Origin of the sequence: Rikenella microfusus DSM 15922 (assembly GCF_000427365.1) — a bacterium.
In the GTDB taxonomy this organism is placed as follows: domain Bacteria; phylum Bacteroidota; class Bacteroidia; order Bacteroidales; family Rikenellaceae; genus Rikenella; species Rikenella microfusus.
Map to the genome: position 1 here is coordinate 2,164,469 of NZ_KE386488.1, position 14,587 is coordinate 2,179,055.

Genomic DNA, 14,587 nt, shown 5'->3' on the forward strand with positions numbered 1-14,587 from the left:
GTGGGTGTTCTGTGGGTAAATCTATTTGGGTAATGATATACTATTTTACACCGCATTGTTTTTCCGGCTCTTTTGCCCGGGTTCGCATCGCCTCATTCCGTCCGGTGCGGAGCCGAGGGGGTTGGGAAACCGGTGTAAAGTCGTATATAGTCGCCTCTATTTGATGCCGAGGCCTGTTTTTCCATTGATTCCGACCCGCGTCCCCTTGGGCGGAATGCTCTGCGGCGTCGCAGAGTCGTAGGGGAAATCCTTACCTGATTTTTGGAAAATCGTATGCGCTTACCTCTTGTTTTTGTATTGTTCGGCTTTCGCCCGGAGCCTTTCGATATCCGTTTCGGTTCCGCTGCTGAGGAAACGGTGGCTGCCGGGACTCTTTCGGTCGGTCAACAGGTGCCGTTCGCGCAGCAGTTCTGCCGTGTGCCGCGCGACGGCAGGGGCGGGGTTGATGATATCCATATCCCGGTCGCCGATGATTTCGCGGATGGTATCCGTGAGCAGGGGAAAGTGCGTGCAGGCGAGTACCAGTTTGTCGGCTCTTGCCTCCAGCATCGGTTCGATATATTTTCGCAGCAGGTTTTCCGTTTCCGGCGTCGTTTCCCGGTCGTTTTCGACCTGTTCGACCAGGCCGTTCCCGGCTGTGGCGATGACCCGTATGCCGGAGGCGTATTTTTCTGCCGTTCGCCTGAACATGTCGCTGCCCAGGGTATAAGCGGTGCCCAGAATGCCGATCGTTCCGCTGCGGGTCGAAAGTGCTGCGGGTTTGACGGCGGGTTCCAGTCCGACGAAAGACTGGTCCGGCCAGCGTTCCCTGAGCGCGGCGATGGCGGCGGTGGTGGCGGTGTTGCAGGCGACGACGATAATTTTCGCCTTCTGGGCGATCAGGTTTTTGACTCCTGCGCTGACAAGGGCGGTGATTTCGTCTTTTGTCCGGCCGCCGTACGGGCAGTGGGCGGTATCGGCCCAGTAAACGGTATCTTCGTGCGGCATCGCCCGGACGATTTCGGTCCAGATGCTGATGCCGCCCATGCCGGAGTCGATGATGCCGATCGGGGAGTGTTTGCCGGATGTCATGTTTGCCTGTGTTTGCCGGTCAGCAAAGATACGAAAAAAGGGGGCGCGTCCGAAAATTTTCGGACGCGCCCGGCAGTATCCGCTTGTTTTGCGGGATTATTGGATGCCGAGGGACTGTTTGACCAGCGGCAGCATATTGACCATCTGCGATTCGTTGTAGTAGGCGATGCCGCCCGCCGCCAGGTCGAATACGGCGGTCAGCCCCTGTTCTTTCGCCACTTTGGTAATGGCGGCCTGCGCTTTTTCCATGACCGGTTTGAGCAGGGTCATCTGTTTGGTCTGGATCTCCTGCTGGGCGGATTGCTGGAACTCTTCGAGGCGGGTCTGGAGATCGAAGAGGTCTTTTTCTTTCTGTTTACGGACGGTTTCCGACAGCGTGCTCAGGTTGCTTTGCAAGTCCTGGGCCTTGGTGGTCATTTCGGCCTGCATGGCTTTGAACTGGCTCTCCAGCTCTTTCCCCAGATCCGCTACCTGAGTCTGTACGGAATCGGTTTCGGGCATGGAGGAGAGCAGTTCCTGCGAGTTGAGGTAGCCGAATTTCTGCGCGTTCGCCGAGCCGGTCCCGATCAGCAGGAAAGCTGCTGCGGCCAGCGCCAGGGTCAGTTTCTGTGTGGTTTTCATAATGTTGGATCTTGTTTTGTTAAATTTTCCGATTAGTGTTCTTATTGCAAACGTCGTGCTTTTTTTCGACATTAGAAAGTCTGGCCCAGCGAGAAGCTGAATCGGCTGCCGGCGGCTTTGCCGTTCGAGTCGGTGGTCTTGTCGAAGCCGTAACCCCAGTCGATGCCCAGCATACCCATGTAGGGCAGGTAGACGCGCAGGCCGATCCCCGCCGAACGGTAGAGGCTGAACGGTTTGAACGATTCGAGGCTCGTGAAGGCGTTGCCCGCTTCGCCGAAGGCCAGCGCGTAAACCAGCGTTCCGCCCGTGCGTACCAGCGGATAACGCATCTCGACGGTATATTTGCTGAAAATCCGGGCATAGACGCCGTAGTCGGCCATCGGGGTCAGGGCGTTGGTCTTATAACCGCGCAGGCCGATGGTTTCCACCCCGTAGAGGCTGTACCCGGAAAGGCCGTCGCCGCCCATCTGGAAACCTTCGAACGGCGAAGGCTTGTTCTTGTTGTAGCTGCCCAGATAGCCGAACTGGGCACGGGCCATCAGTACGAGTTTGTTGTTGGCCGACAGCGGCACGAACCATTGGGCGTTGAATTTCCATTTGTGGTATTCGATCCAGTGGTAACGTTCGCGGTCGGTCATGGGCTGGCTGTAATCCTTGCCGTCGAATGCCGACCACGGCGGGGTCAGCGCCACCGACAGGTCGAATTTGGATCCGGAGGTGGGATATTGCATGATGTCGTCCACCGAGTTGCGGGAAATTCCCAGGTTCAGGGCCAAGGTGTTGCACGTACCGTTCGAGACCAGGAAGTAGGACCAGTTGTGGAGCCGGTAGCTCTGCATGGTCAGGCCGACGGAAAGAGTGAAGTAGGGGTCGGGCCAGTTGAGCCGTTTGCCGATGCCGATGCTCCCCCCGATCGTCCCGAAGTGGGCGGTGGCTTTCTGGCCGACGTAGTAGGCGTTGGTCTCGCGCGAGGTGTAGAACGATACCGAGAGGGAGGTGGGCTTGCGTCCGCCGAGCCACGGTTCGGTAAAGCTGACCGAAAGGGCGCGGTAATAACTGCCGTTGGTCTGTACTTTCAGTCCGATGGTCTGGTTGTCTCCGGCGGGATAGGGTCTCCAGGCTTTCTTGTTGAAGAAATTCCGCAGCGAGATGTTGGTGAAGTTGATACCGACCGAAGCGATGAACATGCCGGCGCCCCAGCCGCCGGAGAGTTCGAGCTGGTCGTTGGGGACCTCCTTGAGCGAGTAGTTGATGTCCACCAGTTCCTGCTGGATGTTGGGATTGACGTTCGGCAGCAGGGTCTGCGCGTCGAACTGCCCCATGGAGGCGAGCCGTTGGTAGGTGCGCATCAGCAGCGCCTGGCTGTACAGTTCGCCCGGCATGGTGGAGAGTTCGCGCCGGATGACGTGGTCGTTGGTACGGGTGTTTCCGTCGAAGGTGACGTTCTTGATCCGGAACTGGCTGCCTTCGATGATCCGGATCTCCACGTCCACCGAATCGCCCGGGACGACGGTCTCGACCGGATCGGCCATGAAAGCCAGGTAGCCCTGGTCCTTATAGGTGTTGGCGATGGACATGTCGGTCGGATCCTGCCCGTTGAGCCGCGAGTTCATGGTTTCGCTGTCGTAGACGTCTCCCGGTTTCAGGCCGATGGTCTGTTCCAGAATCGAGGTCGGGTAGATCGTGTTGCCCAGCCAGGTGATGTTCCGGTAGTGGTATTTGTCGCCTTCCTGGAGCTTGATATAAACGCCCATACGTTTGGGCTTGTCCGGGATGGCGTAGGTGGAGTCCGCGACGATCACGGCGTCCCGGTACCCTTGCGAGCGGGCGTAGTTGCGCACGTTTTCGAGGTCTTCCTCGAAATCTTTTTCCTTGAATTTGGAGCTGCGCAGGAAGTTGATGCCCACTTTGTGGGTTTTTTTCATCGAGCGGGCCAGCTTCTTGGACGACAGGTTTTCGTTCCCTTCGAACTTGATCTCGCCGATACGGACTTTGTCTCCTTTCTCGATGTTGAAGTGTACGACCACGGCGGTCTTGATCAGGGTGTCGGGCGTGACGGTATAGCTGATCTTGGCGTTGCGGAATGCCTTGTCGTCGTAATATTTGCGGATGAGGTCCATGCAGGTGGAGAGCAGGTAGTCGGACAGTTCCCCGTTCTGCCTGAGGCGCAGCTTTTCCTGCAATTCTTTCTTTTCGCTGCCTTTGATGCCGATGAAGTCCCAGCCGCGGACCTGTATCCGTTCGCGCAGGTAGAGGTCGAGGTCGATGGTGTCGGCCCGGAAAGAGGTGGCGACTTTCAGGTTGGCGAAAAACCGCCGGTCGAGCAGTCCCCGGGTGGCGATCGTGATAGCGTCGCCGGGTACCAGGATGGTGTCGCCGGCCGAAATGCCCAGATTGTCTATGACCATCTGGGGATCGACCGCCACGGCGCCGTGGACGCGTACTTTACCGACGATATAGGGTTTGGGTGTGTCGTTGTAATCCACGCGGGGAAGGACGTTCAGTTCTTTTTCCACGGAACCGCCGAGCAGCGAGTCGTAGATCGGCATGACGGTGGCCATGGCGCGCGATATCGAGTCGGGGATGGCTATCTGTTGGGCACGGGCCGGAAAGGCGGCCCATATCAGGGTGATCAGCGTCGCGAAAATCAGTCGTCTTGCAATCCTCATTAGTCTGTCTTGTGATCTGGGTTTGGGTGGGTTATAGGCGTCCGAAGCGGCGTTCGCGCCGTCCGTACTCCCGCAGGGCGGCCAGCATCTGGTCGCGTCCGAATTCCGGCCACAGGGTGTCGGTGAAGTATAGTTCGGTGTAGGAAAGCTGCCAGAGCAGGAAGTTGCTCAATCTTTGTTCTCCGCTGGTGCGGATCAGCAGTTCGGGATCGGGGATGCCGCGCGTGGCCAGATGGTCCGAAATCAGGGACGGGGTAATCTCGTCCGGGGAGAGGTCTCCTTGCTGCACGAGGGTGCCGATCTGCCGCATGGCTTCGGTGATTTCCCACCGCGCGCTGTAATTGAGCGCTACGTTCAGGGTCATGCGCAGCTGCCGGTCCGGAATACGGACCGCTTGCGCGGTGCGGATGCTGGCCCGCAGGGATTCCGGCAGCGAGGCGAGGTCGCCGATGAAGTTCATCCGGATGCCTGCTCCGGTCAGGGTATCGAGTTCGGAGAGTATGGCGCCTGCGATCAGCTCCATGATACCGTCCACTTCGTCGGTCGGCCGGCCCCAGTTTTCCGTCGAGAAGGCATAAATGGTCAGATAGCCGACGCCCGCTTCGGCCGCGGTTTTGACGACTTCGCGCACGGCGTCCACGCCGTGCCGGTGTCCGAACAGGCGTTCTTCGCCCCGGCCTTTCGCCCATCGTCCGTTGCCGTCCATGATGACGGCTACGTGCCGGGGCACTTTATCGAGTGCTGTTTCGGGAGATATGTGGTTGTCGTTCTGTGTCATAGATAATCAACACGGTTTCCTCTCCGTCGGTTCCGCCCGCAGGCGGCGGGAAAGGAAACGCCCTGCCGTGCATGTGCCTGTGAGGACGTGCAACACGCAAATATAGAACTTTTTTCCGCTTTGTAGCCATAGCTTCCCTTTTTTATGGGCGGCCTGCATGTAGGGGACTTATGGGGAAGCCGTTGCCGGCGGGGCGCGTTTATCCCCGTTCGAACCGTTGCCGGCGGGCTTCGAAAAGGACGACGGCTGCCGCTGCGCCGACGTTCAGCGATTCGATCCGTCCCGCGAGCGGGATGCAGGCCCGCATGTCGCACAGGTTGAGTATGTCGCGCGAGATGCCCTTGTCTTCGGCTCCCATGACGATGACGGTCGGGCGGGTGAAGTCCGTTTCGTAAACAAGGGTGTCGCTCTTTTCGGTGGCGGCCACGCATTGCATGCCGATGTTCCGGAGCAGGGCGACGGCCCCTTTCAGCGAACCGACGCGGCTGACGGGAATCAGGGTCAGCGCGCCGGCCGAGCTTTTGATCGCCTCGGCGTTCACCGGGGCGGAGTTTTTGGCGGGCATGATCAGGGCGGCGACGCCGGCGCATTCGGCGCTGCGTGCGATGGCCCCGAAGTTGCGGATGTCGGTCACCGAGTCCATCAGCATCACGAGCGGGGCTTCGCCGGCGGCGATCTGCGCCTCCAGTTCCTCGGCCAGCTCGTTGATGTCCTTGTATGAGATGGCGGCGATGACGGCCGCCACGCCCTGGTGGTTTCCGTTCCGGGTCAGCCGGTTCAGTTTCTCGACGGGCACTTCCTGGATGTGGATGCCGGCTTCTTCGGCCTGTTCCCGCAGGGCGTTCGCGGCGCCGGCGTTGGTGCGGTCGGCGGCTGTCAGCGATTCGCCCGCGGTCTTGCGGAAATAGATTTTTTCGATTTCGGTTCCGGCTTCGATCGCCTCCCGGACGGGATGGATGCCGAAAATCATATTTTCCGGCACACGTTCCTTATCGTTGCCGGGCTTCGGCGGATAAGGCTTCCGTTCGCCTGCCGGCCTGCCGGAAGCACGGCCTGCGGGTTTTCCGTAGGGGCGTTCGCTTCGGGCGGATTCCCTTTCCTCCCTGCGGTGCGGGCGCGGCGTTTCGCGTTCCTGCGTTTCGGGCAGTCCGCGGGCTTCGGCGTCCGATGCGCGGCGGAAAAAACTCGTTTTTACCGTATGATCCTTATTGTATGCCATATTTTTCCAGTTTTTCGGTCGCTTCGGCCCACTCCTGCATCTTCGCGTCCAGTTTGGTTTTCAGTTGGTTGTATTCTTCGAACAGGGCCATCGTGTATTGGGCCGGATCCATCAGCCGGGCATCCAGCGCGGAGGTCTCCTGTTCCAGCTCCGCGATTTCGGTCTCCAGCCTGCCGATCGAGTTCCGCAGCCGGGTGATCTGCCGGTCGCGTTCTTTCTTTTCGGCGTAGGAGAGTTCCGGCTTTTTCGGTTCTTCTTTTCGGGGGGCGGGCTGCCCGTTCCGGCTTTTGTCTTTGGCTGCGGCGACCGGTTTGGCCGGGGCGGGGGCGTTGCGCTCTATTTCGCGCATGTTTTCGATCTGCCGCGTGCGCAGGAAGTCGTAAATGCCGCCCAGATGTTCCTTGACCCGCCCGTCGCGGAACTCGTAAACTTTGCTTACGAGGCCGTCGAGGAATTCGCGGTCGTGCGAGATGACCAGTACCGTGCCGTCGTAGGCTGTCAGCGCCCGTTTGAGGATGTCTTTCGAGCGCATGTCCATGTGGTTGGTCGGTTCGTCGAGGATCAGCAGGTTGTACGGCTCAAGCATCAGCCGGGCCATCGCCAGCCGCGACCGCTCGCCGCCGCTCAGCACTTTGACCTTCTTGTCGATGTCTTCGCCCCGGAACAGGAATGCTCCCAGAATATCTCTCAGGCGGGTGCGGATATCGCCGACGGCCACGCGGTCGAGGGTGTCGAAGACGGTGAATTCGCCGTCCATCAGGTCGTCCTGGTTTTGGGCGAAGTAACCGATATGCACGTTATGTCCCGTCCGGACCGATCCTTCGGTGGGGGCCAGCTCGCCCAGCGTCAGGCGGACGAAAGTGGTCTTCCCTTCGCCGTTGCGTCCCACGAGGGCTACCTTTTCACCCCGCTCGACGACGATGTTCGCGCCCGAAAAGACGTGTTTCTCGGCCTTGCCGTCGCGGGCCGGGAAGGTCATGCCCGCCTCTTTGGCCTCGACGACCACCTGTCCGGAACGCGGGGCCGGGGGAAACCGGATGTTCATCGTCGCGTTGTCTTCCTCTTCGACTTCGATGCGTTCGATCTTGTCGAGTTGTTTGATGCGCGACTGCACCTGGTTCGATTTGGTCGGCTTGTAGCGGAATTTTTCGATGAATTCTTCGGTCTTTTCGATCATCCGCTGCTGGTTCTCGTAGGCGGCGATCTGCTGCTGGCGCCGTTCGGCCCGCAGTTCGACGTAGCGGCTGTACGGCACTTTGTAGTCGGTGGCCCGCCCGCAGGAGATCTCGATGGTGCGGTTGGTGACGTTATCGAGGAACGCCCGGTCGTGCGAAATGAGGATCACCGCCCCGCCGTAGTTTTGCAGGTAGGTTTCCAGCCACTGGATGCTCTCGATGTCGAGGTGGTTGGTCGGCTCGTCGAGCAGGAACAGGGTAGGGCGCTTCAGAAGCAGTTTCGCCAGCTCGATGCGCATGCGCCACCCGCCCGAAAAGGTGGAGGTGGGGCGGTTGAACTCCTCGCGTTTGAAACCCAGTCCCAGCAGGGTCTTTTCGACCTCGGCGTCGCGGTTGTCCCCGTCCAGCAGGTGGTATCTTTCGGTGGCGTCGTGGAGCCGGTGGAGCAGCTTCTCGTATTCGTCCGATTCGTAGTCGGTGCGGGCCGAAATTTCGGCCGTGCAGTATTCGATCTCCTTTTCGAGGGAGATGATTTCGGCGAAAGCCTTGCCGCATTCGGTCACCAGGTCGGTATCGTCGGCCACGCGCATCTGCTGGGGCAGGTAACCGACGGTGCAGTCTTCGGTTTTGGACACGGCGCCCGAGGTCGGCGTTTGCAGGCCCGCGATGATTTTCAACAGGGTCGATTTGCCGGCTCCGTTCTTGCCGACCAGCCCGATGCGCTCTTTGGCATTGACCAGGAACGAAATGTCGCGGAACAGGTCGGTTCCGCCGAACGAAACGGTCAGATTATCTACGGATAGCATGGATGTTGTTCTGCTTGGAGGGTGGAGAGGCGCCTTACGCCTCGATCAACTGCTGGATGGCCGCCACGGGGTCTTCGGCGCCGAACACGGCGTTGCCGGCCACCAGCACGTCGGCCCCGGCGGCGAAAATCTGCGCCGCGTTGTCTGCGTTCACTCCGCCGTCCACTTGGATCAGGGCCGGGCTGTTCTTGCGCAGGAGCAGATCTTTAGCGCGGCTCACCTTGTCGAGCGACGAGGCGATGAACCGCTGGCCGCCGAAACCGGGATTGACGCTCATAATGAGCACCATGTCCGTGAGGGCCGCCACCTCTTCGATGGCGCTTACCGGCGTGTGGGGGTTCAGCGCCACCCCGGCCCGCATACCGGCGTCGCGGATCGACTGGAGGGTTCGGTGCAGGTGGGTCGAGGCTTCGACGTGGACGGTCAGGTAGTCGGCTCCGGCGGCCTTGAAATCGGCCACGTAGCGTTCCGGCTGCACGATCATCAGGTGCACGTCCAGCACTTTGTCGGTCGCTTTGCGCAGGGCGCTCACTACCGGCAGGCCGAAACTGATGTTCGGGACGAATACGCCGTCCATCACGTCGAGGTGGAACCATTCGGCCCGGCTGTCGTTCACCGTCCGGGCGGCGTCGCCCAGATGCAGGAAATCGGCGGAGAGGAACGAGGGGGAGATGATGCGTGGCATGGCGTGTCCGGTCTTGATTGGGATATGGTGCCCGGAGCGTTCCGGATGCTTGTCCGGCCGGGCCGTGGCAAAGGTAGCATTAATTTGCTTAATTTTGTTCGGGGTTCGCCGGGCAGATGCGCCGGTTCCGGGTTCCGTGCCGTTGTCTCGGCCGGCGGGAGGCGCAGGACGGCACGGAGAAGGGGCGTTCCCGAAAATGGAAACGAATAGACAAAATATGGAGCATTTCGAGATCGAAGGTCCGGGCCACCGGTTTTATACTGCGTTCAGGGGGTTGTATGCCGCGAGTTTCCCGCTGTTCGAGCAGCGGACCGAGGAGCAGCAGCTCAGGGCGTTCGCCGGGAACCGGTACCGTTTGGTCGGTTACGGGACGGATGGCGCGTTCGTCGGTTTTTTGTCGTATTGGGAATTCGAAGATTATCGTTATATCGAGCATTTCGCGATCAGTCCCGCCCGGCGGGGACAAGGATACGGAGGCGGGATACTGCGGGATTTCGTCCGTTCTTCCGCCAAAATCGTGTTGCTGGAGATAGACCCGGTCGTGGACGCGGTGTCGGGAGCGCGTCTGAGGTTTTATCGCGGGTGCGGGTTTTATGAAAATCCCTATCCCCACCGGCATCCACCTTATCGGGAGGGGTACGGGGCGCACCCGTTGGTCGTGCTGACGACGCAAAGGGAGCTGACCGGCGGGGAGTATGCGGCATTCTGCCGCGACTTGGCGGGGGTGGTCATGGCAGACGGCCGTCCGGCGGGAGCCGTTCCGGCGCCGGAAACGGAATGAACGGGTAGGGCGCCGCTCCGTATGCAGACGGGCACCGAAAACGGAATCAAGGAAAAATGGCGGATATTCAGCAGATACTCGAAAAATACTGGGGTTACAAGGCGTTCCGGCCGTTGCAGCGGGAGATCATCTCGTCGGTGCTGGCCGGGCGCGATACGGTGGCACTGCTGCCTACGGGGGGCGGCAAGTCGCTGACGTACCAGGTGCCGGCGCTGGCCCTGCCGGGCGTGACGATCGTCGTTACGCCGCTCATCGCCCTGATGAAAGACCAGGTCGATGCCCTGCGCCGCCGGCATATCAATGCCGTGGCGATCCATTCGGCCCTCTCGGCCCGCGAGATCGACGTCGCGCTGGACAACTGCGTCTATGGGGATGTCAAGCTGCTCTATATCGCCCCCGAACGGATCGATACCCGTATTTTCCATGCGCGGGTAAGGAAAATGGAGGTGTCGCTGGTGGCGGTGGACGAGGCGCACTGCATCTCGGAGTGGGGGTACGATTTCCGGCCGGCTTACCTGAAGATCGCCCGGCTGCGGGAGTGGTTGCCCCGGACGCCTTTTCTGGCGGTAACGGCCACGGCGACGTCGCTGGTGTTGGCGGACATCCGGGAACACCTGAAACTGGACGATCCGCAGGTATTCCGGGGATCGTTCGCGCGGCCGAATATCAGTTTCGTGGTACGCCACGGGGAGAACAAGCTGGAGCAGATGCTGCGGGTGATTCGGGGCGTGGCGGGCAGCGGGATCGTCTATGCCCGCACGCGCAAAGCGACGGAGGAGATCGCGGAACAGTTGCGGGCGGAAGGGGTTGCGGCCGATTTCTACCATGCCGGGCTGGGGTTCCGGATGCGGGCTTCGAAACAGGAGGCGTGGTTGCGGGGCGAGGTACGGGTGATCGTGGCGACCAATGCGTTCGGCATGGGGATCGACAAGGCGGACGTGCGTTTCGTGGTGCACGACCAGATGCCGGCTTCGCTGGAGGCCTATTATCAGGAAGCGGGCCGGGCCGGGCGGGACGGCTTGCCGTCGTATGCGGTGCTCCTGTACAACGGGATGGACGCCCGGGCGGCCCGGCAGCGGATCGAGACCTCTTATCCGCCGCTGGATACGGTTCGGAAGGTGTACGAAGCGATTTTCAACCATTTGCAGGTGACGGTGGGGGGAGGTAAGGAGGCGATTTTCGATTTCGACATCCGGGAGTTTTCGGCACGGTTCAAAATGTTTCCGCTGACGGTTTTCAATGCGATCAAACTGTTGGAGCTGAACGGTTACATGACGCTGACGGACGTACTGGACAACCCGACGCGGATCATGTTCCGCCTTTCGCGCGAGGAGCTGTACAAATTGCAGGTCGATCGCACGGAACTGGACGGTTTCCTGCGCGTCGTGCTACGGCTTTATACGGGGCTGTTCACGGAGTTCGTGGCGGTGGACGAGGCGTATATCGCCCGGATGTCGGGCTATACGGAGAAGCGGGTCAAGGAGTTGCTGTACCAGCTGTCGGTGATGCGGGTGATCCGTTATATTCCCCGGCGCAGTTCGCCGCTCCTGATTCTGCAGGAGGAACGGCTGCCGGCGGAGGATGTGGCGATCGCTCCGGCCACTTATCACCGGCGGCGGGAGATGGAGGAGCTTCGCGCGGCGGCGATGGCGGAGTATGCGGAGAACGGTTCGCAGTGCCGCAGCGTGTTGTTGAGGGAGTATTTCGACGAGCGGGATCCCGAACCGTGCGGGGTCTGCGATGTCTGCCTGTCGAGGCGCCGGGAAGAGCTGTTCCGGGAGAGCGACGCTTTTGCCGGGTTGAGGACGGAATTGCTGCGCGTGCTCGCGGAGGTGCCTGCCGGCAGGTCGATTACGTTGCATGCTTTGGTGGCCGCGGTGCCCGGGCGTCCGATGATGGTGCTGACAGTGCTGCGCCGGTTGCTCGCGGAGGGGCGGGTACGGCAGTCGGACGACGGGGGGCTGGCGTTGAACCGGTGAGCCGGAGGAACGACGGTCGGGACAAAACCGCGCCCGACGGCATCGCCGGGATGCGGGAATGGCGGGGGATTGCCGCCCGCGGCCGGCTCAGAGTTCGGAAAGTTCGAGCCAGCGCATGGATTTGGCGTCGATTTCTTCGATCAGCGCGGCGATGCGTTCCGATTTGGCGATCAACTCCTCCGTGGAGAGCGTGCCGCTGCTCATCTCCGTTTCGAGAGCCGCTTTTTCCGCTTCCAGTTCCGGAATTTCCGCTTCTAACCGTTCGAATTCCCGCTTTTCGTTGAACGATAGTTTTCCCTTGACGCGCTCTTTCGGTTTCGATGCCGTCGTCGGGGCGACCGCCGCGGGTTTGACGGTTTTGGCCGCCCCCTGCGCCGCCGCGGCCTCCTGTTCCTTGCGCCAGGTACGGTAATCGGTATAGCTGCCCGGAAAATCCCTGATGTTCCCTTGTCCGTTGAACACCAGCAGGTGGTCGGCCACCTTATCCATAAAATAACGGTCGTGCGAGACTACGATCAGACAGCCCGAGAAGGCCGACAGGTACTCTTCCAGCACGTTGAGGGTCCGAATGTCCAGGTCGTTGGTCGGTTCGTCCAGCACCAGGAAATTCGGGTTCGACATCAGGATCGTGCAGAGGTAGAGCCGCCGCCGTTCGCCGCCGCTCAGTTTGGCCACGTAGTCGTACTGGGCCTGCGGCGAGAAGAGAAACCGGGTCAGCAGCTGCGATGCGCTGATCTGTTTGCCGTCGCTCAGGGTGATGTGCTCGGCGATGGCCGTAACGATGTCGATGACCCGGGCCTGGGGGGCGAATTCCATCCCCTGCTGGCTGTAATAGCCGAATCGCACCGTCTCTCCGATGTCGATTGTTCCGCTGTCCGCTGTTTCCAACCCCAGCAGGATTTTGATGAAGGTCGATTTTCCCGTTCCGTTGTTCCCGACGATGCCCATTTTCTCGTACCGCGAGAACAGGTAGCTGAAATCGTCGAGGATCACCCGGTCGCCGAACCGTTTGCAGAGGTGCTGCGCTTCGAAAATCTTTTTCCCGATATAGGTTTGCCGTACGTCCAGCTGCACCGTCTCTTCGCTGCGCCGCGTGTGTGCCTTGTCCTTAATGTCCTGAAAAGCGTCGATGCGGTATTTCGCCTTGCCCGACCGGGCCGACGGCGTGCGGCGTATCCACTCCAGTTCCCGGCGGTACAGGTTTTTCATCCGGGCCACGGTCGCGTCCGCCGCGTCGAGCCGCTCCTGCCGTTTTTCGAGGTAATAGCTGTAATTGCCTTTGTAGCTGTACAGCCGCCGGTCGTCGATTTCGATGATTTCGTTGCAGACCCTGTCGAGGAAATAACGGTCGTGGGTGACCATCAGCAGGCTCATGCGTCGTCCGGCGAGGTACTCTTCGAGCCATTCGGTCATCTCCAGGTCGAGGTGGTTGGTCGGCTCGTCCAGGATCAGCAGGTCGGGTTCCACGATGAGGGCCGCGGCCAGCGCCACCCGTTTGAGTTGTCCGCCCGAAAGGGTCTCCACGCGCTGTTCGAGGTCGGCGATGCGGAGCCGGGTCAGGATCTGTTTGGCCCGCTGTTCGAAATCCCACGCTCCGAGGGCCTCCATTCGGGCCAGCAGGCCGTCTATCGCCGCGGTGTCGTTGCGGGCGAGGGCCTGTTCGTAACGGGCGATGGTTCGCACGATTTCGTTCTGCCCGTGGAAGCAGGCTTCCAGGACGGTCAGGCCGGCGGGGAAACGCGGATCCTGTTCGAGGTAGCCGACGGAGAGGTCGCGGCGGAAAACCACTTCGCCGCTGTCGTAGTCCATATGTCCGGCGATAATGTTCAACAGGGTGGTTTTACCGGTGCCGTTGGCGGCGATCAGCCCGATGCGTTGCCCTTCGGCGATGCCGAAGGAGATGTTTTCGAAAAGCACGCGCTCGCCGAACGACTTGGTGAGCGCGGAGACCTGCATGTGGATGGCCATATTTCAGAGGCGGGGTATTTCGTTGATGAATCGGTAGGTGCGGGCGGCGCGGTCGATCTCGCAGCAGTAGTGGCGCAGGCCGTTCGTGACCACGAGGTAGGGGACGCTCAATCGTATGTTGTAGCGGGCTACCTGGTCGAATACGTCCTGGGTGATCGCCACGCCGGCGGCTTTGCATTCCACGATCAGTTGCGGTTCGCCTTTCCGGGAATAGACCACGATGTCCGCACGGAGCGAAAAACCGTCGATGAGCAGCTGCCGCTCCTGCACGATGCGGTAGAGGTCGATGCCGCAGGTATCGGCCAGAAAGCGGATAAAATGCTGTCGTACCCACTCTTCGGGGGTGAGTACCAGCCATTTGCCCCGTAGCATGTCCCAGACTTCGGGTTTGGGGCCGGTGCGGCGCAGCCTGAGGTTGGCGGCGGGCAGGTTCAGTGGCGGGTATTTGGCGTTTCCGGTCATAACTCGCTACAAAAGTACAATTATTTCTACGGTCGGACGCCCGGGAGGTCTCGGGTAATTACAGCCCGGCCCCCTGTGCCGAGCGGCACCGGGCCTCACGAGGGGGAGGCGTCCGGCCCGCCCGCTGACGCGGAAATTTAGTTTTAACAGTACATTAAAATCGTAACGTTTATGTTAGCCTGCGACCTATGGTCGCGCGGGCCGCAGCCTCCCGCAGCGGAGACCCGGTGTCGCTGGGCACTCCAGTCGGAGTATAAATACTCCGTTCCCCGCAGACCGCGCTTTGAACAAACAAATGTACTTTTAATTTGCAAATTCAAGGCCGGAGCCAGCGTGGACTGCTTGCAGGCCTACGCCGGCTCCGGCCTGACTA

General features: G+C 60.6%; 11 protein-coding genes. 2 read left to right on the top strand and 9 right to left on the bottom strand.

Going from position 1 to position 14,587, the window contains the following annotated elements:
- Positions 1-279 precede the first annotated feature (279 nt).
- From murI to rpe, 7 genes are all read right to left on the bottom strand, one after another.
- On the bottom strand, positions 280-1,071 hold the full coding sequence (gene murI, locus RIKMI_RS0109965) for a glutamate racemase (protein ID WP_027291487.1): 792 nt from the start codon (positions 1,069-1,071) through the stop codon (positions 280-282).
- Positions 1,072-1,167: 96 nt separating this feature from the next.
- Entirely contained in the window at positions 1,168-1,692 is a 525-nt protein-coding gene (locus RIKMI_RS0109970) for an OmpH/Skp family outer membrane protein (RefSeq protein WP_027291488.1), read from the bottom strand.
- Positions 1,693-1,763: 71 nt separating this feature from the next.
- Entirely contained in the window at positions 1,764-4,361 is a 2,598-nt protein-coding gene (locus RIKMI_RS0109975) for a BamA/OMP85 family outer membrane protein (RefSeq protein WP_051214497.1), read from the bottom strand.
- 31 nt (positions 4,362-4,392) lie between these two features.
- A complete protein-coding gene (uppS, locus tag RIKMI_RS0109980; protein WP_037291828.1) occupies positions 4,393-5,139 on the bottom strand; it encodes a polyprenyl diphosphate synthase in 747 nt (248 codons plus the stop codon).
- Between the two features lie 199 nt (positions 5,140-5,338).
- Complete coding sequence (gene rlmB / locus RIKMI_RS0109985; protein ID WP_037292534.1) at positions 5,339-6,109, bottom strand: 23S rRNA (guanosine(2251)-2'-O)-methyltransferase RlmB; 771 nt, start codon at positions 6,107-6,109, stop codon at positions 5,339-5,341.
- A gap of 235 nt (positions 6,110-6,344) precedes the next feature.
- Entirely contained in the window at positions 6,345-8,339 is a 1,995-nt protein-coding gene (locus tag RIKMI_RS0109990) for an ABC-F family ATP-binding cassette domain-containing protein (RefSeq protein ID WP_027291492.1), read from the bottom strand.
- Positions 8,340-8,373: 34 nt separating this feature from the next.
- A complete protein-coding gene (gene rpe, locus RIKMI_RS0109995; protein ID WP_027291493.1) occupies positions 8,374-9,024 on the bottom strand; it encodes a ribulose-phosphate 3-epimerase in 651 nt (216 codons plus the stop codon).
- Positions 9,025-9,241: 217 nt separating this feature from the next.
- On the opposite strand from rpe, the gene RIKMI_RS13845 reads away from it, so the two are divergent.
- Together RIKMI_RS13845 and RIKMI_RS0110005 are read left to right on the top strand one after the other, a co-directional pair.
- Complete coding sequence (locus tag RIKMI_RS13845; RefSeq protein ID WP_051214498.1) at positions 9,242-9,805, top strand: GNAT family N-acetyltransferase; 564 nt, start codon at positions 9,242-9,244, stop codon at positions 9,803-9,805.
- 56 nt (positions 9,806-9,861) lie between these two features.
- Entirely contained in the window at positions 9,862-11,784 is a 1,923-nt protein-coding gene (locus tag RIKMI_RS0110005) for a RecQ family ATP-dependent DNA helicase (protein ID WP_027291494.1), read from the top strand.
- A gap of 87 nt (positions 11,785-11,871) precedes the next feature.
- Here RIKMI_RS0110005 and RIKMI_RS0110010 read toward each other — a convergent pair whose 3' ends face one another.
- Positions 11,872-13,752 (bottom strand): ABC-F family ATP-binding cassette domain-containing protein, encoded by a 1,881-nt coding sequence (locus tag RIKMI_RS0110010; protein WP_027291495.1) that lies wholly within the window; start codon positions 13,750-13,752, stop codon positions 11,872-11,874.
- A 3-nt stretch (positions 13,753-13,755) separates the two neighbouring features.
- A complete protein-coding gene (locus tag RIKMI_RS0110015) occupies positions 13,756-14,214 on the bottom strand; it encodes a type I restriction enzyme HsdR N-terminal domain-containing protein (protein WP_037291832.1) in 459 nt (152 codons plus the stop codon).
- Positions 14,215-14,587 lie beyond the last annotated feature (373 nt).